This window comes from Terribacillus sp. FSL K6-0262, assembly GCF_037977385.1.
Classification (GTDB): Bacteria; Bacillota; Bacilli; order Bacillales; family Amphibacillaceae; genus Terribacillus.
This window is the reverse complement of record NZ_CP150277.1, coordinates 1,978,229-1,999,940: the sequence shown is the minus strand read 5'-3', so window position 1 is coordinate 1,999,940 and position 21,712 is coordinate 1,978,229. Positions and strand designations below refer to the sequence as shown.

The window sequence follows — 21,712 nt, the reverse complement described above, 5'->3', positions numbered from 1 at the left end:
AACGCCTCCTTCAGCAAAACTTCTTTTGAGCCGTACTCTTCCATACCCCGATTCAAAAGATGTTATGCCTCAGGATATCGTCAATTCCTTCCAGGACTATGGAGTTTCCATTATGTCCTCCTTTTTATTCCAACGATACTGGTAAACGAAATCCACGGTACCATCTTGTTCGGAAACTTTATAAAGTTTGCCGGCAGCTTGTATACATGCAGCATCTTCCGTAAAAAAGACACCAACCGGGCTTTCGCCTGGGATCTCTTGATGATCATAATCGACTGCTAACTTCCAGCTCACGCGGGATCCACCAGTTGAAACACGTGCGATCATCATCTGATCCTGGTTGCGTTTTTCTTTGTACATCAGCAGCATACTGCCATCTTTATTTGTCCCGATGATCGGCTGTGCCTCAAGCAAATCCGGGTACAGCTTCTGAACGATCTGCTGGGCTTCTTCTGCCTCTCCGTTTTCTCCGTCACCGAAAAATCCCTTCTGTAACTCTTTCCCATAAGCCGGATCCTCTGTCATTCGTCCGTCGGCAATACGATAATACTTGCTGTTCAATGCATATAAATAGATGCTGCCGCCTTCATCGAGATAATAATCAGCCTGCTCGTAGCTCAGATTATCGGCAAGTTCCGGATATGTCTCTGTCCAATCCTCTTCCTCAAGACGGACTTCCCCGGTGGCTGGATCAAGGAAATACAGCTCCTCGGCTTTCCCATTCACGACCATGACACCGTCATCTGTCAGCCCCAGAACATATTCCTGCCAGCTGGATTTCCGGCTCCACTCCCTCTCCCCCGATTCCAGATCCACAGCTATGATCTCAAAGCGCGAAACGCTCAAGGAGATACCGTTCTCATGCCCATTCGGTATTTTCATCCGAATTTTATTGATGGCCAAATTGGCATCTTCCGCCACGATTGTTGGGGAATCAAGATTCATCGTCACCGAGCGGCCTGCTCCGTGGAACACAGTCATGACGAAGGAACCAACGATAAATTCACCAACTAGCAGGAAAATGATCATGCTGATCACTTTCTTTATCGAACTTAACCTTCTAATCCCCCTCACAAGAAAAAGCGTGCATAATGCGACAAACAAACCAACTAAAATCCACAGCGTCACATCATGCCAAAACCATCCTGTAAACGTCCAATCCTGGAAGAAATCCCCTCCCAAGAGCCAAAGCAGCAACGTCCCTAGCCCTGCATGGACAAGCAGGAAACCTGCGAGTGCCCAAAACGATTTGCCTTGCTTATCTGGAATGATCTTATCCACTGCCCACTTGCCGATATTGATCAAAATCCAAATATAAATCAGCGTCAAAATAACATTATGTACAGCATCATCATTGAAAAGCCAGTAATGAAAAAGATCGACCACACAGTATTCTCCCTTCCATCAGTCAGGTGCCTCTGTATAAATGAAATAACCGACCTCGGTCGGATGGTCCATCACGAATTGTCTGGCTTCATACTTTGTCAGGCTGCGGAAGATGATCCAATCACCTACCCCTCCAGCTGTCAGGATCACAGATACAGTCAGCAGTATCCCATTCCCGGTCATATACGAAAACAGCAGCGGAACAAGCCCCGTCAGTATAACGGGTAAAAGCAAAGCCATGCGATAAGCCCTAAGTGTGATAGGTGTCATGCAATGCGCATAGGCGGCACCGTCTTTCATGGAAAATCCATATTTCACCTGATTGGGTTTCACATGTCCAAACACGACAAAGCCAACCCCATGCAGGAGTTCATGCAGAATGATTCCGATGATTGTGAGCAGAAAAATGACTGCGATACCAGATAAGCTTATATGAAATTCAAATCCATGTATCAGAAGATAACTAAAAGTGGCCGCAAACAGCATTCCTAGCGCCAGGATCGCAGCTTGCTTTTGCAATTCCTTCATATCGAACAATACTTCCTGCTTTTGCATGTTGATCGCCTCTTCTCTTTTTACGCGCTGACTGCATTTTCGTTTCAAAAATTCAAGGCATCGGTTTGACGGCAGCATCTGCTGGCAAGACTGGATGATAAGAAAGGAGCAGCTTCATGCCTGAACTCATACATGATAATCTGATTGTCCTATCCCGAATCATTACTATCATACCGCTGATGCTCATCGTCACACTATTCATGGGAAAACGCACCATCGGGGAAATGCCAGTATTCGATTTTCTGATTGTCGTCATTTTAGGAGCGCTGGTCGGTGCCGATATTGCTGATCCCAACATTGAACATCTCCCTACAGCCTTTGCTGTCATCGCTATCGGGCTTTTTCAAAAAGCAATCGTAAAGTGGAAGATAGCCAACCGTAAAATCGGTAAACTGCTTACACTCGATCCGACTATCGTGATCCAGGATGGAACCTTTCTGTATGATAATATGCGAAAAATCGAATACTCCATAGACAATATATTGTTCATGCTGCGGCAAAAGGACATATTTGATATATCCGATGTAGAAACTGCTGTCATTGAACCGAACGGTACGCTGAGCGTGTTGAAAAAGACTGTCAAACTGCCCGTTACCCGGGAAGATCTCAAACTTCGGGAGCCCATCTCCTCCATTGCTTATCCAGTCATATCGGATGGAGTCATTCACTACGATACACTGGCCTATTTCCAATTGGATGAAGAATGGTTAAGAACACAGCTGGCAGAGCAAAATATCATCGGAATCAACAATGTATTCTTCGCATCCATTTCCCAGCAGCAAAAGCTCCACATCAATTTGAAGGATAGAAAAATGACCATCCCTCCGATCAAGCATTAAAAAGAGAGCACTACCCTGTCAGGGCAGTGCTCTCCTGCTATCAAGCTTCTGCTATTTTCATTTTTGGTTTCTTCTGCTTCGCTTCTTTTTTCTCCTTGAAAGTCCAGCCGGTCACGCCATAAAGCAAGGTAAACAACGGCGTGATGAAGGCCAAGAAACAGAATGGCAAATACGTGACTGTCGCGATACCGAGGGCCCCGGCCGTATAGATACCGCCGCCGGTCCAAGGGACAAGCGGGGCACTCAACGTACCCGTATCTTCCAAGATACGCGAGAGGTTTTCCGGTTCAAGATTCAACCGTTCAAATATAGGCTTCATCAGTGTACCGCCCATAACTGTCGAGAAGTAAACAGTTCCTCCAAGCACCAGGGTTACGTAGCTTACAATGATAGTCACTGCTGTCAATACACCAGTATGTTTGATTTTCATCGCAAATGATGCAATCAGCGCTTCCAGCACACCCGCATCTGCCAAAAGACCGCCGACTCCGAGAGCAAACAAGAATAGCGCAATCAATTCCAGCATACTTGTCAAGCCACCGCGAATCAGCAATTCATCGACAACAGGAATACCGGATTCCACTGCATATCCGCTATAGAAAGTGGTTAAAGTTTCAGCAAATCCGAATCCTTGATAAAAGATCGCAATCAGCCCGCCGACCGCCGCTCCGGCAAAAATCGATGGTATGGCAGGTTTTTTCATGACCAGCAATGCAATCAATACAACTATCGGGATCAATGGAATGATCCCCAAATGGAAATTATTCGCCAGGTATGCCGTCAGCTGATTGACACTCTCCGAATCGGCGCCTGTTCCATGATAACGCAAACCAATGAAGAAAAAGATGGCAGCTGTAATCAAATAAGAAGGAACTGTCGTCCAAAGCAAATGCTTGATATGCTTGAACAAATTCCCGCCTGTTACCGCGGGTGCCAAGTTAGTCGTATCGGATAAAGGAGACATCTTATCACCGAAAAACGCTCCGCTGACAATGGCCCCTCCTGTCAGACCAACCGGAATGCCGAGTGCCGTACCGACACCCATCATAGCAACACCTGCAGTTCCGACCGTTCCCCAGCTGGTGCCTGTCGCAACAGATACCAGGGAGCAAAACAGCAATGTCGTCACTAAGAAGAACTGCGGTGTAATTGCCTGCACACCATAATAAATCAGTGTTGGCACTGTTCCGGATGCTATCCATGCACCGATTAAAATGCCGACGGTCAAAAGAATGACACCAGGCATCAATGCTCTTCCCATTGCTTTTGCCATGGATTTTTCGATTTGCTTATACGTAAATCCAAGCCCCAGCATATAAGGGATGATGACTAGCATGCTGATGAACATCAGTATTTGAATCGGTGCATCAAATGCCAAAATTCCTATGGATACTACTGCCACTATTGATAAAAGCATCATCAATGCATAAATAAAAGACGGTTTCTTAATATCGGTTTCCAACCAACCACTCCTTCAACCTGAGGTTGTTTATTTTTGCTGAACGAAATACAACTTTTATCATCTACCCGTTCAGCCGCTGTGTGAAACTCACTTCTATAATGCTACAGTATATCCTCCGAAAGATAAAATGCCACTGACAGCAGTTAAACAGGATATAGATGGCTCACTTTGCTCAACCTGAAGATAAGCGGCCGGTTCTTAGATATCCTCCAATATGATGCCTTATCTTCCGTTTAACAGGGCTCATCACTTTAAATACCCTTTTTGGAAGCACAAAAAAAGACCTGCAAATCTGCAGGCCCATCATATATCAGATGGAACAATTATCATCTGTGCACACACCAACATCACCAGAACCGAAATTCTGGAACTTCGGCTGTTCGTTTTCTTCCTTCCATACCTGATTCAGCGCACCGACGAATGTCTCCATCGGCTGTGCGCCCGAGATAGTGTACTTATTATTGAAGATGAAGAAAGGGACACCTGTGATCCCGTACTGCTGCGCCAGCTGTTCATCGGCTCTTACCTCATCCAGGTGAAGGGATTCATCATCCAGGATCCACCCTGCTTCGCTTCGGTCCAAGCCTGAGGCTTCTGCAATATCAAGCAGTGTCTCTCTCTCACTGAGATTCTTGGATTCTGTGAAATATGCATGAAGAAGTTTCTCGGTGATTGCTTTCTCCTTGCCTTTTGTCACGGCAAACTTAGCTAATCGATGTGCATGCAATGTATTTGTCGGCTTCATTTCATCAAAGTTGAATGTAAGACCGACCTCGGCTGCGTGCTGGCCGATTTGCATATTGTTCACCTTTGCCTGGCCGATCGTCATGCCATATTTTTCAGCAAGCGCTTCATGGATGCTTTTCCCATCATACACCCCGGCATTCGGATCAAGCTCAAAGCTCTTGAATTCTATTTCCACACTGTCCTTATGCTCGAATTGTTCCAAAGCAAGCTCCAGCTTCCGTTTCCCTATATAACAGAAAGGACAGACAAAATCTGACCATATTTCAATTTTCATCGTGACACCCCTTTTCACATTAAGATGATTTTAGCACAGAGCCGACATTCCGCAAAAAATGATGCCTGCATCCATCACCTATGCATGAGGACATCCATCAACTGCATACAGTATATCGTTTCTATCTATCAAAGGAGCGATCAGCATGAACCAGCCTCAGCAAACAACCTATGTCAGCAGTGTCGATCCATATATCTACCAAACCTTACAAGGAGCCAGGAATAAGCAAATCATCGTGGAGACCGTACGTGGATCCGTTACAGGCAGATTGAGCACCGTTCGTCCGGATCATATTGTCGTCGAATCAGGAGGATCACCTTTCCACATCCGGACTGCACAAATCGTTTGGGTCATTCCAAAAGGATAAGGAGGCAAACCGATGTTCAAACGTGAAAACAGACTTGCAATTGAATTACCCATCCCGGAGCATGGCGACCCGAACGCAGCTGCAGCTGTGCAGGAACTGCTTGGCGGAAAATTCGGTGAGATGTCCACATTGAATAATTATATGTATCAATCATTCAACTTTCGCCATAAAAAGAAGCTGAAGCCTTTTTATGACTTAGTTGCAAGTATCACTGCAGAGGAATTCGGACACGTGGAACTGGTGGCCAATACAATAAACCTTTTATCACGCGGCAATACATTTTACACCGGGGATCCAGATGCCACGCCCCTGCGCACAGGCCTGGACAGCCGCAATACATATCACTTCATCGCTACAGCCCAAACAGCTTTGGCCGGCGACTCCATGGGTCGCGCCTGGAGTGGGGACAATGTCTTTTCCAGCGGAAATCTCGTGCTCGACCTTCTCCATAACTTCTTCCTGGAATGCGGCGCACGTACGCATAAGATGCGTGTCTATGAAATGACGGAGCATGAAACAGCCCGGGAAATGATCGGCTATCTGCTCGTACGCGGCGGCACACATGTGCTGGCTTATGCCAAAGCGCTGGAAATCGCAACGGGAGTAGACGTCTCAAAGATGGTGCCTGTCCCCGATCTATCCAATACAAAATTCGATCATGCCCGTAAATTCGAGAATCAAGGGCTTGGCAATATCCTTTTCACCTGGAACGACATGGGCGAATATGCAGACATCCGAAAAATCTGGAAAGGGAAGAATCCAGAGAACGGCAGTGAACTCGTCGTGAAACAAGGCGCGCCAAGGGGCGGTCCGATCCCGGACCTTGAGGAGCTGCCCGAGCAATTCGCTCCGGGCATCGACCGGGATGACTATGCACGTATTGCGAAGCGTTTGATGGAAAACATATGAGAATGAGCTGCACTCCTTTTAGGGAGGCAGCTCATTTTTGATACCAGACCTTCATCAGAGTACTTTTTACTCTTGCAGGCTGAATGATGATATTTTTATAATTTATAGATACAAAAATAGAGAGGGAGAGAAAAATGACTGCGCTCCAGCAGAAAACAACGCCCCAAAATAAACAAGCCTATTTATTGCGCAATGAAGAGGGCGAATGCTACATCATCAACAAGCAGGTTATTAAAATTCTTGCAGATGCTGCAAGTACAGGGAACCTGTTCAGCCTTGTGCAGATCACTGGCAGTAAAGGTGAAGCGTCTCCCCTTCACGTGCACGACCAACAGCATGAATCCATTTATGTGATAGACGGTTTGCTGGAATTGACAATCAATAATGAAATACATACGCTTGCTTCCGGGGATTACGCTCACCTGCCAGCTGGCACTGTACATCAATACAAAACGCTGCGTAATCGCACGCGGTTCTATTCGTTCTCAACCGACGGCAGCATGGCAGACATGTACCGCAATATTGCCGAACCATATGCATACACGGTGCCCCACAGTGAGGCAGCCGATTCTATCACAGCTGCTGCCTTACACGATTTGGATCATGATTACAGGATTGTCACTGATCCTCCGCAAGGGCTGATTGCTGCCAAGCAAATCACAGCAGCAGAACTTCCTGATGCCGCTGTTCCATATGTCGTCGAATCAGGTGCGGGTGAAAGCATGCTGGCCGCCGATCAGCTATTTACCTTTCTCGCTACGCAAGCAACCACTGATAAAAAGTATCTCGCTGTCATGACAGAAGGCTATGCGGGAGAAGCGGTACCAGTGCATCATCATGAGAAGCACACGGAATGTTTCCTATGCCTTGAAGGGAAGATGACGATGTGGGCGGACGGAGAAGAATTCCATTTGGAAAAAGGAGATTTCCTGCATGTTCCGGCACACATTGAACATTCTTTCCGCCTGGACGTCCATCATACGAAATTCATCGGGTTCCTGGCTTCTGGTTTGTTTGAAAAGTTCTTCCGCCTGCTCGGGGAGCCATACGAGCATAGTGAACTCCCGAAAACGCCCGGCGCATTTTCTTTCCAGCGCGTTTTGGAAAATATTCACGAACTCGACCTTAAATTATCTTGACGGAAAGCTGCCCCGATGAGGGACAGCTTTCTGTTTCATTTACTCCGCATTTTCATATATCCAAATCCGCATTTCGCCAGTTCCCCGGTTCCCCCATGCAAAATATGGAATAGCATGGATGGAGACCCGCTCCGCTTCAGGTGTCCTTGTCTGATAAAGATGCTCTGTTTTAACGATACGAAATGCGTCTGCTTCCAGCTTGACTACCCCCTTCAGCAAATCTTCCCTATAGGATATCGTAAAAGTGCTTTCTCTTGGGAGACGGAGACCAGAAAGATTGCTTCCATTATCCTTTTCTTCTATACAATAGACGACAGGGCCCCGCTGCAAGGCAGCCTGCCCCTGATTCATCCCGACCTCCGGATTGCTATATACACGCATAATCGGCATTGGCAGAAACAGCTCGATCTTGTCGCCGAGCTTCCACATACGCTCCAACACCAGATAACCATCCACCAGATCATCCGCCGCAAGAGCCTCCCCATTGATGGAGACCGCCGCGCCCTCACACCAGCCAGGTATACGAAACGCCAGCTTGAATTGCCCAGTCCCTTCCACCGTCACGGTAATGCTGCCATCCCATGGATAATGATGCTTTTGCATCAGCTTAACAGGCAGCTCATCGATCCTTGTCTGCACACTTCCAGCCATATAAAGATGTGTATATAAGGTGTCCCCCGTCTGCGTAAATGCATAATCCTCGATGGATGCAAGCAGACGAGCCAGATTCGGCGGACAGCAAGCACAGGCAAACCACTTTTGCCGCTCCTGCTTCACATGCTCCTGATCCTTGCGTCCGCCTTGATATGCATTCACCTCCAGCGGGTTCACATAAAAAAATCGTTCTCCCTCCAAGTCCATCCCGCTGATCGTCCCATTGTAGATAGCCCGTTCCAGCACGTCTGCATATTTCCTGTCTGGTGATAGCAGCAGCATCTGCTTCGCCCAGAAAACCAATCCGACAGATGCACATGTCTCACAATACATACTGTCATTGGGAAGGTCATACGGATCCGTGAACGCCTCGCCATTGACAGCTGAGCCCAGTCCCCCGGTCACATACATCTTCCTGTTTGTCACATCCTCCCATAAGGCATCACATACCGCTTGCAGCTGGGCATCATCTGTCCGCCGCGCCAGATAGGCCATTGCTGCATATAAATACATCGCCCGGACGGCGTGGCCAACTGCTTCTGTCTGCTGCCGCACAGGAAGATGTGCCTGCATATAGGCATATCCAAGTCCGAAATTGGTATGCCGGTCATTCCACGTCGGCGCCGCATCCAAGTTACGGCGCCGCTCTTTTTCCATATGATGAATTGTAATATTAAGTGCGACACCTTTTGAAAATAGAAAAGCCCATGTTTCCTCGTGTAAGATGAAGTTACCATACCTAATCTTAAACGGAGGAAAACATGAGCTATTCCCATCTTACTACAATTGAACGAGGAAAACTAGAAACACTATACAAGCTTGGCTGGTCTGCACGTCGTATCGCAAAGGAGTTAGGGAGACACCATTCGACTATTTCCAGAGAATTGGAGCGTAACAGTGAGGGCAGCTATAAAGCTGACTCTGCTGACAGAATGTATCAAAAACGACGGGAATTTTGTATTCCTAAAGGTAAATGGAAAGAAGAGCTTAGAGTGGTTATTGAGGAGAAATTAAAGCTCACTTGGTCACCTGAACAAATTCAAGGAAGGCTGGGTATCATCAGCTTCAAAACCATCTATCGTTGGATGAATCAAAGACGATTCTCTGTCGATCATCAGGTCTTCCGTCAAAAAGGAAAAAGGCAAAAACCCCGGGAAACGAGAGGTCGATTCAATATTGGTACGTCGATAAAGGAGCGTCCAAAAGATGTGAAGGACCGAAAATCGGCAGGCCATTGGGAACTAGATACAGTAGTATCAAGCCGTGGAAAAAGTAAAGGATGCTTCGGAACGTTTGCCGAACGCAAAACGCGTTTCTTTCTCGCAGTTAAAATGAACGATCGAAGTGCACGCTCTATGAAGGAAGCTATCTCACAAGTGGCAGCTTCTATGCCTAAGGAAATATTTAAGACAGCGACCACAGATCGAGGGAAAGAATTTGCTTGTTATCAAGAAATCGAAAATGAAATGGATATCTCGGTTTACTTTGCCGATCCGTATGCCCCATGGCAGCGAGGAACCAATGAAAACAGTAACGGGCTGCTTCGGGAGTTCTTCCCAAAGAAAACAGACTTAGCCTCTGTTTCAGAAGATGAAATCCACCAAGCACTATACCTAATTAATCATCGCCCGCGAAAAATATTAGGATGGAAAACTCCTTACGAGGCTTTCCAGGAGGAACTGTCGCATTTAGATTGACAAACTATCATATCAAAATAATGCGGCTCCTGTCCGCGCTGTTGGATGAAATATGCAGCAAGCTCCAGATGCTCAGCATTCCCTGTCAAATCAAATAACCGAAGCAGGGCCAGCTCGATTTCCGGATGCCCTGGATAGCCTCGCAGCTTTCCCTCTTCGATTCCGAACGTATTCCGGATCAGCTTCACATACTTTTCCACGATGGCAAGGAATGCACGCTTTCCCGTCGTTTCATAATAGGCAACCGCAGCTTCGATCAAATGACCCGCACAATACAATTCATGATTGTCCCGCAAATTCGTCCAGCGATTTTCAGGCTCCACGAGCATGTAATAGGTGTTCAAATATCCATCTACGGCTTGTGCCCTGCCCATCAGCGAAATGACATCATCGGCTGCTTTTTCCAAGTCTGGATCCGGAAAGCGACGTAAACTGTACGCTACCGTTTCCAGCCATTTGGCCACATCGCTATCCTGGAAGACTGTGCCATAATAGTCGCCAGCCGCTTCTCCTGCTGCTATGCGGAAATTTTCGATGGCATGGCTTGGGGCAGTGCCGGACAGCTGATCATTCAACGCCTTCCACTGATAGGGAATGACCTTTTCTGCGACGAGTTTCTTATAATTCGACCAAAAGGCATCCTCTACCATCACTTTAGGACTTTTTGCGGTTTCCATCTTCCCACTCCCTTGTTAAGCGTTTTCAAGAGGTAGCTTAACATTTAAAATAGAAGTGATATAGTATCAGATTCAACCTCGATTTACACTATTTCACCCAAAAGGTGGCGACACAGCAATGGAGACTTCCTACTTATCATTCGCCGTTCCGCCTCTGCATTACTTTGTGGAAGGAGACCGCACGACCTTTCGCAAAGGACAGCGGCACCCGGCACGAAGGAATCTTGGATTCTTCGATATCATCCTCGTCCAAAATGGCATTTTATACATCGGTGAAGAAGGACTGCAATGGGACGTTTCCGCCGGCGAGGCATTGATCCTTGAGCCTGGGAAATTCCATTACCCAACGGCTCGCTGTGCAGCTGATACCACATTCTATTGGCTGCATATGCAAAGCCCATCAGCTTGGAGGGAACAAATGACCTCCTCTCCTATTTCATCCCATGAAACAATGCCATCCCTGCATTATCATACAGCGAATACCACCTTGCATCTGCCGAAATATCAGCCGATGGCCTATCCCGAAGTACTGTTTGATGCAGTGGAAAATCTGCTGCAATCCACCATCCAGCCGCGCTCCTTTGCTTTTTGGGAAACACAGTATTTATTCATGCAGGTGCTGCAGCATCTTTCCTATAACCCAGCACCGCAGCAAGCCACCTTACGTCTGGCCGAGCGAATCGAAATGTACATCAAGCAGCACTATAGCCATCCAATCACAAACAGCACCTTGGCAAAGCATTTCCACGTACACGAAAATTATATGGCCAGATGCATGAAACGAATCTATCATTGCACACCGCTCGAATACTTGGCAGCTTATCGGCTGCACCAAGCCCGCCTGCTGCTTTTGACTACGGACTGGCCCCTGCAGCAAATTGCCGAAGAGGTCGGTTATACAAGGCAAGGTTACTTTTCAAAGCTCTTCAAAGCGAAATATGGCATGACGCCAAGACAGTACAGACAGGATAGGAGTAAATCCTAGCTGATCATCAACTCTTTACTGGGAAGGGGCCTCTTAATCGATCTTTGTCAATTTCCCGTGCAGGACCAATCTGCCTTCATCCGAATCCAGTAATTCATTGCATGTTGATAGGGTGATGATGTTATCCTTTTCCGTTACTTTGACATCTGCCGGCACGGTTGATTTCCCCTTCACTATCTCAAGGAAATCCTTATATTCGGCTTCGCTGGTAAAATCCGTTTCAATATAATTAAAATCAGTGGTCGTTGCGTATACCGAGAAAACCTCTACCTTATAGCTTTCGTAAAGCGTATCGAATTGAAATTGTTCATGCCGCGAGAAAAAATCCTTGTCTAAGAACTTATCCAGCTGCCCGAACATCGAGCCATCCTTCATCTGATGTCCGTAAATGATCGTTTGTCTATCCAGGGATGATGCATCATTTCGATAATCCATGAAAATACTGCCGGATTTGGATGCAGCTTCTTTGTAATCCCGATCTAAATAATGACTATTATCGGAACCCTGCAAGATAGGGTAATCTATTTTTGTATCATTGATCGCAATCCAACCGACGATATCTGGATTGGTCTGTAAAAGGGATTTAAATTGCGGACGAACTTGATTCTCAGAGGGTGCAGCAATTGCAGTATTGCTGCTTCGAAGATTGTCTTTATATTCCTCTTGGATTTCACTCATCACTTGTTCACTTTGAGCGTAATCCAAGCCTATCGTTCCTAATTTGATAAGGGAAAACAGAAAAAACGCCAAACAAGTGAGAAGAACCATTTTTTGGAGCCAGCTCATTTTTTTCTTCTGATTTTTATTCATTCTCTGCCCATACCTTTACGATCAATTATTATCGATACAGATAAGATGCCCCTTGCAGCTGCATGGCAGCAGTTGCCTTTTCGCTGCAAGGGACCTTGTTTAGTTTCTGCCTTTTAATTTTCTTTGCAAGAAAACAGCTGCTGCTGCAATGGCGGAAGCCGCCAACAACCCGACATACAGAAGGATATTTGTGTCATCCCCGGTTTTAGGGTTCTTCACCACATCTTCTTTCGTTTCGCTCGAAGTCACAGGCGTAACCTGATGTTCCCCTTCATCATTCGTATCATCCGGCTTAACCGTGGTTTTGCCGTCATTTCCGTCAGCTGCAGCATCCGGCGTCTTGCTGTCTTCCTTCCCATCGGTTGTATTACCCGGATCTTCCTCGTTGACCGTATCGTTTGCCGATCCGTCATCGCTGCCCGATTCCGGTGCCGGATTATCGTCTCCTGTTTCAGCCGGCGGTACGACCGGCTGTTCATTCTCCTTCTCTTCCTCTTCTTTCACTTCTTCTGTATTCACGACATACATGGCATTTGCCTCATAGACAACCTCATACTCATCCGGGAGACCTGTGATCTCAACCGCGGAAAAGGCATTCTTATCCGCCAGTTCATCGTAGGAGATGATCGGTGTATCCGCTTCAGGGACGTAACCATCTGTAAAGTTCAGCTTCAGGGTCCCGCCAAATGCTGCCTGACCATTGATATCAAGCACATCTTCTTTACTTCCGATCGTAAGCTCAAGCGTACCCGCCTCGGACTGGGTAAAATCATTGCCGATCGTCACAACACTCGAAACATTCTCTTTCAGGATACCTTCTGTATTTTCAACTTTCCCTTCACCAAAAGCAGTCCCGGAATCCGCAACTAAGGTTCCTTCTTCCAGCAGGGTGCCGCCAGAATAAGAATTATTCCCTGAAAGCGTCAAGGAGCCCGTACCTGATTTAGTCAATTTCCCGGTACCGCTGATATCGTTTTTCCAAGTATCTGCTTCATGAAAGCCGCCCTTGGAAGCATCCATTGTCACTGACACATTATTCTCAAATGCTTCATATCCGCCCGCGGCAGCGAACATATTCAGCCTTCCCCAGCCCTCTGTATCATCCAGCACCGGATAGCCGGACGGCAAACCTGTTGTATATAACACCCAGCGGCGCTGCGCATCATCCAAATATGGGAAACGGGTCTCAAGCAGGACCTCTGCACCTTTTGGCACAACCATTGGCTTCGTGGTGTCGCCAGTTTGCGCAAAACCATATGTCAGGCGCTCCGTATATTTCTTCTTATTCGTTTCATAGTCACTGTAATTGTCTTCAGATGTACCTTCTTGTGTAAGCAGTACTTCATGTGCCTGCGCATAAGCAGCTTCCTTCACACTCTTGTTGGCCGGATCATTCAGGGCAGCTGCCGCCACAGCGGTTGCCATCACTCGGCCGCCCATGACATCCAATGGGGAATGCATGCCTGCGACGATCCTGCTATGCCCCATCTCAGAGGCCCTTGTCATGATTTCTTCATAGCGCTCCGGAACTGCATAAGCAAAACCATAGGATGCAAGATAGCCTGCATTCGTATGCCCGCTCGGGAAACCGCCATCACTGCTGGGATCGTCCTTTATCCTTGGGACAAGTGTCGGTATCACACTGACCTCCTCACTCCAGCGGAACGGCCGTTTATAAGCATAATAAGCTTTGGCTGACGATGTCGATGCACCAGTCGAGCGTATATTATCGATTAATTCGACCATGCTTCCAAGACTCGAACCCTGATCAGCCCATACACCATTGCTGTTGCTTCCATCTTCATAACCAACACTTGTCGCATCTTCCGGGATCTCGTCCGGAATCGTCGTCCCAGCATTGGCACCAGCAATGAAATTATCAGCATAAGGCCCGAGCCCTGCAATGGCACTGTAATTCTGATGACGGCGATCGATCAAATAAGCCATCCTTGCTTCTTCATCTGTGCGATTTTGTGTAATGGAGATGGATGTCGCTATGTTCTGATTATGTATATCGGCATTCAACACGGTGCCATTATCCCAGGAAGACCCAGGTTCCCAAATGTCATGAAATTTGGAAAGCACACCAATCGAGGGGTTTGTATCAGGAGTCATATTGGCCTTGTCATTTTTTGCATAGTTATCGACGTAATACCCATAAGCTGCTTCTTGCGGAGCAATCGCTGATTCATCCAGGCTGTTTGCTGCCAAAACAGAATCTGTGCCTTGAAAACAAAAAGCAGCCGTTAATAATAGAACAGGGATCTTGGACTTGGATTTTTTCCCTTTTTTTTCATTATACTTATTCGCCATTCACTCACTCCTCATCATTAGTCATACAAGTAAATTCTAATGAGGAATTGTGATGGCAGTATTAATTTATCGATAAGATATTGTACAATTTGACACCATATCGGATATTCCGAGTTAAAATTACCAGTTACGACCAGTGATTTTTAGAGGACCAAGCCGTTTAAGTCCTCAACAAAAAACTCCATCATACAGGCTCGGCCCTTTTGGAAGCAAGTGATATCATGACTATACCCGCCAGCAGCAATCCAATGCCCGCCCAAGATAAGAGACTTAGCTCCTCGCCCACCAGCACTGCACCTAATACAGCCGCCGTAAGCGGTTCGGCCAAGGAAAGCGTGACAGCCGAGGACGCCGGGACTTGCTGCAGACCCTTTGAAAACAAGAAATACGCAGCAGCTGTCGCAGCGATTCCCAGATGCATACTTACAGCAAAGCCGCTTGGCTGACGAATCCATTCCATATCAAATAAGAAAAAGAATGGAAATAGGAGAACCCCGCCCATTCCAAAGATAATGGCCGCCGTCTCAAGTGGGCCCCTGCCTTGTACAATTTGTCTGCTCAGCAGTGTGTAACCAGCAAAAGAGAGCCCAGCTCCCAGTGCCAGCAAAACACCGATGGGTTCGATGGCCAGCGAAGCACCGGTCTGAAACAGCAGCACGCAGCCCATAATCGATGACAGCGTCGCCATCCACCATATACGCCCAGGACGCCGCCTGAAGCACAGCAGCTCCAGCAGCCCGGACATTATCGGAGCACTGCCGATTGCAAGGACCGTTCCTACAGCCACACCAGTCTGCTGCACCGCCGAAAAGAATAATGGCTGGTAGCACGCCATGCATATGGCAGCCGGGACTGTCAGCCTGATTGGCCACCCTTTCATGCTGAACCGCCCGAAGAGCAACACCATTACCAGCAAAAACGCGCCGCCAATCACCAGCCTGGCTGCCCCAACCGCAATCGGGTGCGCATCTGATGGAGCGAAAGCCTGTGCCGTACCAGTCGTCCCCCATAACATCGCAGCTAGCAGGACGAATAAAGGAGCCGTTTTTAAATTCATCTGCCATCCCCTTCCCTTTTGCAGCTTTTTTCCATCATGCCAGAGACCTGGCATTCTATAATGTATTAGAGGAGATTTTCCGACATAAAAAATTACAATGGCTCGTTTGATCCCTCATTCCCGAAGCTTGTACCGACCATTCCATCCAGCTATTTTCACCGCCCGCAGCCGATCATCTCTTCCTCACATAAAGGATGATAGTCTCCGCAATCAGGACATTCACTGCAATCGAACCATACACCCCGATGGTATAACTCAGCGTATAATCCAATCCCCCCTTGCATAAAACCGAAGAAATCAAATGAATGAACAAATTTGTAAAACAGAACATATAGCTGCGAAGCATCCAATGCCGATGCTCATCCAGCCTGCCTTTCCTGGCATGGACGACGGCAATCACTGTCATGATCGGCCAAAACAGATTCACCATATTGAATGGTACACTGACCAGCCTTCCTCCCGTTGCGTAAGGCGCCAGGTATCCTGATGTCAAGGACACAAGCATGACCGATATCACATACACATAACCATTTATACGATGGAACTTCCGCCTATGCCAAGCCAGCCCCCTTGAAAAGTTCACCGCTCCGCTCAGCGCAGCCAAGCAAGCCACGAATACATGTACATACATGACATCAAGCCAGACCGGTAAACGGAAGGAATCACGCAGTTCCACCTTCTGTTCGAGGAAGAAGGATGCACGGTGATCCAATATGTAATTATCAACGAAGGTATATAGAATATATAGACCAATAAAGATAAGCAATAGCCGATAGAAAAACGTCTTGGAAAACAATTTGCCACCTCCCTCCCCATTATACAGACACAAGCTGCAGGTACGAGAAGAGATGCGAAAGTAATAAAGAGTCCGCCATAACGATGTGATTCCCCCTAAAAAGTCAGGAACATCGGTGCGGGCTCTTCTTTCATTGGTTGTCACAGAAGGAAGGCAAACTTTGCTATTTTCACTCTTTCGATCAGCGTATACAAAAAGCACCCCTGGTCTGCAAGGGTGCTTTCCGATTTATTTTGCTTTCTTCACCAATTTCACGGCATCCTTGGATACATAGAACTTGCCGCCGCTTTGAACGGTTACGCTATCAAGCTCATATTCCCGATCGTTTACGACAACGATATTCTTGTTCACAGGGAATTCCGCTTTTTTGCGTCCTTTCTCTACTACTAATACCGGATTGGCTGCATCAGAAGAATCGATGCTCACTTCTCCCCAATTGCCGAAGGCTTCTTCCGCTTCAATGAACATGTTTTTGCTCAGCTTATCAAGCTTGAAGCCCATCGCATCCGCCACTGTATGGGCAATATCCGTATTTTCGATCATACCTGATGGTTTGCCTGGTCCATAAGCGTAAAGGAACAGATCCTCTCCTGTATGCCCGCCAGTCGTAAATCCAAGATTGGCTCGCTGCGCCAGGAGGTCAACCAATGTGCCTTCAAGATCCTCTGATTCATTGATTGCTTTCTTCTCTTCCTCGGTAGGATTCGTGATACCGTATAGCTCTGCCACTTCCAATCTGTTGGATCCATCCTCATTCAACTGGGACATAGCGCCTTCAAGCGTCATTTGCGCTTCTTTCAGCGGATCCACATAAGCAGAGACAGGTGTAGAAGGATAGCTGCCGTCCGTATTTTCATTACCGATGGATATTCCGCTATTACCATGGTCAGAAACGGCAATCACCATCGTGTGCTTATCCTTCTTGGCAAAATCAAGTGCTTCTTTCACCGCGTCATCAAATGACAGCGTATCGCTGATCATGCCGACAGGGTCATTTGCATGCGCTGCCCAATCCGGTTTACTTCCTTCCACGAATAGGAAGAAACCATCCTTATCCTTGGACAATGTCTGAATACTCTTTTTCGTCATTTCCGCCAGTGTCGGTTCTTCCGGCTGTGTCACTTCCCTGTCCATATCGTAAGCAAGTGCTGCCGGTGCAAAGGAGCCCCAGATTTTCTTCGATTTTGAATCGAGCAAATCATCACGATTTTCGACGAAATCATAACCCTTATCATCTATTACTTCAAGCAAGTCTTCGCCATCTTCTCTATTCCCGTTCTCAAGTGAATCCTTCCCGCCGCCCAGGACAACGTCGATATTCTGATAGACTTGCTGCTCAGCGATATTATCGTATTGCTGACGATGCTCTGCATGAGAGGAGAACGCTGCAGGTGTCGCATGCTGTATCTCGGATGTGGAAACAAGCCCTGTCGCTTTTCCATTCAGCTTGGCACCTTCCAGCACATTCGTCACCGGGCGATACGGGTCATCGGCAAGATCCTCATCCACTCCCGGGGAAGCAACCTTCTCCGGAAGCACACCGACAAACTTGTCATTCGTTTTATTGCCAGTCGCCATTGCCGTGCCGGCAGGTGCTGAATCTGTGATTGCCGATTCTGCAGAATATGTACGCACACCGCCCGATACCATTTCATCCATGGCCAAATCCTCGCCTTTGTACCATCTGGAAAGCGTAGTGGTTGTAGAGCTCACCCCATCCTTGACAAGGAGGATGACATTCTTCACTTTCTTATCCTTTTTCGCCTCTACCTCTTCCGTTTCAAGTCCCGTCAAACCAAGTGAACCAACCGCAAGCGTACCGGCCAGCGTCACCCCTAGTAATTTTTTGCTCAGCTTCATTTCGCATTCCTCCATCTCACCGATTATAAAAACCTTCACCAATCCATCGAAAAAGTTAATAGAATTAGGTCGTGTACGAGGGTAATTTTATAAGGTGATTGTTAATGTGATGTTAATGTTCTATAAAGCTATCGTTAAATAATATATTGGGTTTTTTGGAATATATTTGCTCCCCATCATGCACGAGACTATATTAATAGGCATTACGGTTTAATTTGAGTCTAATCATTTTACAGTATCTCCTGCTAAATCATAATAGACTGCCTTTAAACGAGTCGTTCAATAATAGTTAATTATACCCATCAATTTAAAATTATATATGGCACGCAGTTATATATACCCAAATCCATAATCGACAAAGTTAGTCATAAAACGACCGATTCCTCCTCTTACCAGCTGATACGCAAACCGAAGCCTTCGCCACTCAAATCTTTACACAAAAAAGCGACTCCTTTTCGGGCCGCTTATCCGATTTATAATTTGAACCCCAGCAGTCCCTGCAGCTCCTCGGCGCCAGGCCATCATCTGCCGGAGATCCAACAACCAGGGAAAGAGCGCCATGCTGCATCAGTCAGCGGTACCGGCCATCGGAGGATAGGGTCTTGGCTGACACATTTTTAAAAGATTCCCCCTAATCTTCTAAACTGCCGACTCATTAATACTATTTTTATCTGCAGTCTAAAAAGATCATGGAGATAAAGTGCTAAAATCCTCAGATTCACTTTCAGCCTGTTGCAGAAATCCTTCTTCTCAAAGAGCCTTTTCAACTGAAAAAGCTGACAAGTTGCAAGTTTTCCCTAATATAAGGATGGCATATGCATCCGACGGATACTGGAAACACCGAACAAAAGGCGTCACGTCAATATTTTATTGTGACAACTTTCACATATTCTCTTGACATGAAATCTATCGTATTCTACGCTTACTAACAAATATAAATTTAGAATTATTTTGTTCAAGTAATTCTAAGTTTCTAATTATCAAGATATTTTAGGAGGCTACTTATTTATGTCATTAATCGGCAAAGAGGTACAACCATTCACAGCACAAGCTTACAAAAACGGCGATTTCATCGAAGTAACAGAAGCGGATCTTAAAGGCCAATGGAGTGTCGTTTGCTTCTACCCTGCAGATTTCAGCTTCGTATGCCCGACTGAACTGGAAGATCTTCAGGATCAATACAGCACACTTCAAGAGCTTGGCGTAGAAGTATTTTCCGTATCCACAGATACACATTTTGTTCATAAAGGCTGGCATGACAGCTCTGAAAAAATCAGTAAAATTACATATGCAATGATCGGCGATCCATCCCAGGCCATTTCCCGTCAGTTCGATGTATTGAACGAAGAAACTGGTCTTGCTGACCGCGGTACATTCATCATCGATCCAGATGGCGTCATCCAGACTGTCGAAATCAATGCAGACGGTATCGGCCGTGATGCAAGCACGCTTGTGAACAAAATCAAAGCAGCACAATACGTGCGCCAAAACCCAGGTGAAGTTTGCCCGGCAAAATGGGAAGAAGGATCTGAAACACTGACACCTAGCTTGGATCTTGTAGGCAAAATCTAAGGGAGTGCGTTGAATATGGTACTTGATGCAAACATCAAAGCTCAATTGAACCAATACATGGCACTGATGGAAAACCCTATCGTGCTCAAGGTAAGTGCTGGTGCAGATGACACTTCCAAAGACATGCTTTCCTTGGTTGAAGAACTTGCGGCCATGTCGCCTAAAATCACAGTGGAAAAAGCAGAACTGACACGTACACCAAGCTTCACCGTGAACCGCGCCGGCGAAGATACCGGCATTGCATTCGCCGGCATCCCGCTCGGGCATGAATTCACATCGCTAGTCCTGGCACTATTGCAAGTAAGCGGGCGTGCACCGAAGGTTGAGGAGAAGCTGATCAAGCAGATCAAGAACATCAAAGGCGAATTCCACTTTGAATCTTATATCAGCCTGACCTGCCACAACTGCCCGGATGTCGTGCAGGCACTTAATGTGATGAGCGTGCTGAACCCGAACATCACGCACACGATGATCGATGGTGCAGCCTTCAAGCAGGAAGTGGAAAGCAAGAACATCATGGCAGTGCCGACAGTTTACCTGAACGGCGAAAACTTCGGCAGCGGCCGGATGACGCTTGAAGAAATGCTCGCTAAAATGGGATCCGGAGCTGATGCCTCTGAGTTCGATAATAAAGATCCTTATGACGTCCTGGTTGTCGGCGGCGGTCCAGCAGGCTCCAGTGCGGCCATCTATGCTGCACGCAAAGGGATCCGCACGGGTATCGTAGCGGAACGCTTTGGCGGCCAGGTATTGGATACGATGAGTATCGAGAACTTCATCACTGTCAAAGAGACAGAAGGCCCGAAGCTTGTCGCAAGCCTGGAAGAGCATGTGAAGGAATATAACATCGATGTGATGAACCTCCAAAAAGCAACAAAGATCGCCAAAAATGATCTATTCGAGCTGGAATTGGAAAACGGCGCAACACTGAAAAGCAAAAGCGTCATCATCTCTACGGGCGCACGCTGGCGCAATGTCAACGTTCCCGGGGAACAGGAATTCAAGAACAAAGGCGTCGCATATTGCGCGCATTGCGACGGTCCACTATTCGAAGGAAAAGACGTCGCCGTCATCGGCGGCGGTAACTCCGGTATCGAAGCAGCCATTGATTTGGCTGGCATCGTAAAACATGTTACCGTGCTTGAATTCAACGACACACTGAAAGCAGACGAAGTATTGCAGCAGCGCGCTTACAGCCTGCCGAACGTAACCATCATCACAAACGCGCAAACGACAGAAATTACTGGTGATGACAGCGTCAACGGCATCACTTACGTAGAACGCGACACAAACGAAGAAAAACACATCGCCTTGCAAGGCGTCTTCGTCCAAATCGGCCTAGTGCCAAATACAGAATGGCTCGCAGATGTCGTCGAGCGCACTCCAATGGGCGAAATCATCGTCGACAAACACGGCCAAACAAACGTCCCCGGCCTGTTTGCCGCAGGAGATTGTGCAGATACTGCATACAAACAAATCATCGTTTCCATGGGATCGGGAGCGACTGCATCACTTGGTGCATTCGACTACTTGATCCGAAATTAAAAAAAAGCGTGCGCTATCTGATTAGCGCACGCTTTTGACCTTTTACAAGATCAATCACATATTATCTG

Annotated in this window: 18 protein-coding genes and 1 pseudogene; 8 read left to right on the top strand and 11 right to left on the bottom strand. The window is 47.0% G+C overall.

What is annotated here, in order from left to right; genetic code table 11:
- Window positions 1-96: 96 nt before the first annotated feature.
- Window positions 97-1,386: a PA2928 family protein gene (locus MHI54_RS10380; RefSeq protein WP_340081426.1), complete on the bottom strand. Its 1,290-nt coding sequence runs from the start codon at window positions 1,384-1,386 to the stop codon at window positions 97-99.
- Window positions 1,387-1,404: 18 nt separating this feature from the next.
- Window positions 1,405-1,941, bottom strand: a complete 537-nt coding sequence (locus tag MHI54_RS10375; protein WP_158221546.1) for a DUF3267 domain-containing protein — start codon at window positions 1,939-1,941, stop codon at window positions 1,405-1,407.
- A gap of 116 nt (window positions 1,942-2,057) precedes the next feature.
- Here MHI54_RS10375 and MHI54_RS10370 point away from each other — a divergent pair, with 116 nt between their 5' ends.
- Window positions 2,058-2,780, top strand: coding sequence for a DUF421 domain-containing protein (locus MHI54_RS10370; RefSeq protein WP_095216218.1), 723 nt, complete (start codon window positions 2,058-2,060; stop codon window positions 2,778-2,780).
- A 40-nt stretch (window positions 2,781-2,820) separates the two neighbouring features.
- Here the strand turns inward: MHI54_RS10370 and nhaC are convergent, their stop codons facing one another.
- Complete coding sequence (nhaC, locus tag MHI54_RS10365) at window positions 2,821-4,242, bottom strand: Na+/H+ antiporter NhaC (protein ID WP_233135047.1); 1,422 nt, start codon at window positions 4,240-4,242, stop codon at window positions 2,821-2,823.
- Between the two features lie 310 nt (window positions 4,243-4,552).
- Entirely contained in the window at window positions 4,553-5,263 is a 711-nt protein-coding gene (locus MHI54_RS10360; RefSeq protein ID WP_095216217.1) for a DsbA family oxidoreductase, read from the bottom strand.
- 145 nt (window positions 5,264-5,408) lie between these two features.
- On the opposite strand from MHI54_RS10360, the gene MHI54_RS10355 reads away from it, so the two are divergent.
- The 3 genes from MHI54_RS10355 (at window position 5,409) to MHI54_RS10345 (ending at window position 7,678) form a co-directional block, all read left to right on the top strand.
- Window positions 5,409-5,630: a YuzF family protein gene (locus MHI54_RS10355; RefSeq protein ID WP_095216216.1), complete on the top strand. Its 222-nt coding sequence runs from the start codon at window positions 5,409-5,411 to the stop codon at window positions 5,628-5,630.
- Window positions 5,631-5,642: 12 nt separating this feature from the next.
- Window positions 5,643-6,539 carry a manganese catalase family protein gene (locus tag MHI54_RS10350; RefSeq protein ID WP_095216215.1) on the top strand — a complete coding sequence of 299 codons (897 nt, stop codon included), beginning with the start codon at window positions 5,643-5,645 and terminating at the stop codon, window positions 6,537-6,539.
- Window positions 6,540-6,673: 134 nt separating this feature from the next.
- Window positions 6,674-7,678 (top strand): quercetin 2,3-dioxygenase, encoded by a 1,005-nt coding sequence (locus MHI54_RS10345; protein ID WP_095216214.1) that lies wholly within the window; start codon window positions 6,674-6,676, stop codon window positions 7,676-7,678.
- 39 nt (window positions 7,679-7,717) lie between these two features.
- Here MHI54_RS10345 and MHI54_RS10340 read toward each other — a convergent pair whose 3' ends face one another.
- Window positions 7,718-8,989 carry a beta-L-arabinofuranosidase domain-containing protein gene (locus MHI54_RS10340; protein WP_340081425.1) on the bottom strand — a complete coding sequence of 424 codons (1,272 nt, stop codon included), beginning with the start codon at window positions 8,987-8,989 and terminating at the stop codon, window positions 7,718-7,720.
- 104 nt (window positions 8,990-9,093) lie between these two features.
- Between MHI54_RS10340 and MHI54_RS10335 the strand changes: the two genes are divergently transcribed.
- Window positions 9,094-10,029: an IS30 family transposase gene (locus tag MHI54_RS10335; protein ID WP_340081424.1), complete on the top strand. Its 936-nt coding sequence runs from the start codon at window positions 9,094-9,096 to the stop codon at window positions 10,027-10,029.
- A 14-nt stretch (window positions 10,030-10,043) separates the two neighbouring features.
- Here MHI54_RS10335 and MHI54_RS10330 read toward each other — a convergent pair.
- A pseudogene (locus MHI54_RS10330) lies at window positions 10,044-10,706 on the bottom strand (beta-L-arabinofuranosidase domain-containing protein); the annotation flags it as partial.
- 118 nt (window positions 10,707-10,824) lie between these two features.
- On the opposite strand from MHI54_RS10330, the gene MHI54_RS10325 reads away from it, so the two are divergent.
- Window positions 10,825-11,691, top strand: coding sequence for a helix-turn-helix domain-containing protein (locus MHI54_RS10325; RefSeq protein WP_095216212.1), 867 nt, complete (start codon window positions 10,825-10,827; stop codon window positions 11,689-11,691).
- 33 nt (window positions 11,692-11,724) lie between these two features.
- Here MHI54_RS10325 and srtB read toward each other — a convergent pair whose 3' ends face one another.
- The 5 genes from srtB to MHI54_RS10300 form a co-directional block, all read right to left on the bottom strand.
- The gene (srtB, locus tag MHI54_RS10320) at window positions 11,725-12,501 is read right to left on the bottom strand and encodes a class B sortase (RefSeq protein WP_095216211.1); all 777 of its coding nucleotides are present in this window, start codon (window positions 12,499-12,501) and stop codon (window positions 11,725-11,727) included.
- A 99-nt stretch (window positions 12,502-12,600) separates the two neighbouring features.
- Window positions 12,601-14,814: a phosphatase PAP2 family protein gene (locus MHI54_RS10315; protein WP_340081423.1), complete on the bottom strand. Its 2,214-nt coding sequence runs from the start codon at window positions 14,812-14,814 to the stop codon at window positions 12,601-12,603.
- Between the two features lie 184 nt (window positions 14,815-14,998).
- Entirely contained in the window at window positions 14,999-15,871 is an 873-nt protein-coding gene (locus MHI54_RS10310; protein WP_095216209.1) for an EamA family transporter, read from the bottom strand.
- A gap of 172 nt (window positions 15,872-16,043) precedes the next feature.
- Entirely contained in the window at window positions 16,044-16,637 is a 594-nt protein-coding gene (locus MHI54_RS10305) for a DUF2306 domain-containing protein (RefSeq protein ID WP_095216247.1), read from the bottom strand.
- Window positions 16,638-16,895: 258 nt separating this feature from the next.
- Window positions 16,896-18,527 carry an alkaline phosphatase gene (locus tag MHI54_RS10300; RefSeq protein WP_095216208.1) on the bottom strand — a complete coding sequence of 544 codons (1,632 nt, stop codon included), beginning with the start codon at window positions 18,525-18,527 and terminating at the stop codon, window positions 16,896-16,898.
- A gap of 1,008 nt (window positions 18,528-19,535) precedes the next feature.
- Between MHI54_RS10300 and ahpC the strand changes: the two genes are divergently transcribed.
- Both ahpC and ahpF read left to right on the top strand, forming a co-directional pair.
- Window positions 19,536-20,099: an alkyl hydroperoxide reductase subunit C gene (gene ahpC, locus MHI54_RS10295; protein WP_095216207.1), complete on the top strand. Its 564-nt coding sequence runs from the start codon at window positions 19,536-19,538 to the stop codon at window positions 20,097-20,099.
- Between the two features lie 15 nt (window positions 20,100-20,114).
- A complete protein-coding gene (gene ahpF, locus MHI54_RS10290) occupies window positions 20,115-21,644 on the top strand; it encodes an alkyl hydroperoxide reductase subunit F (RefSeq protein ID WP_095216206.1) in 1,530 nt (509 codons plus the stop codon).
- The last annotated feature ends 68 nt before the right edge of the window (window positions 21,645-21,712 follow it).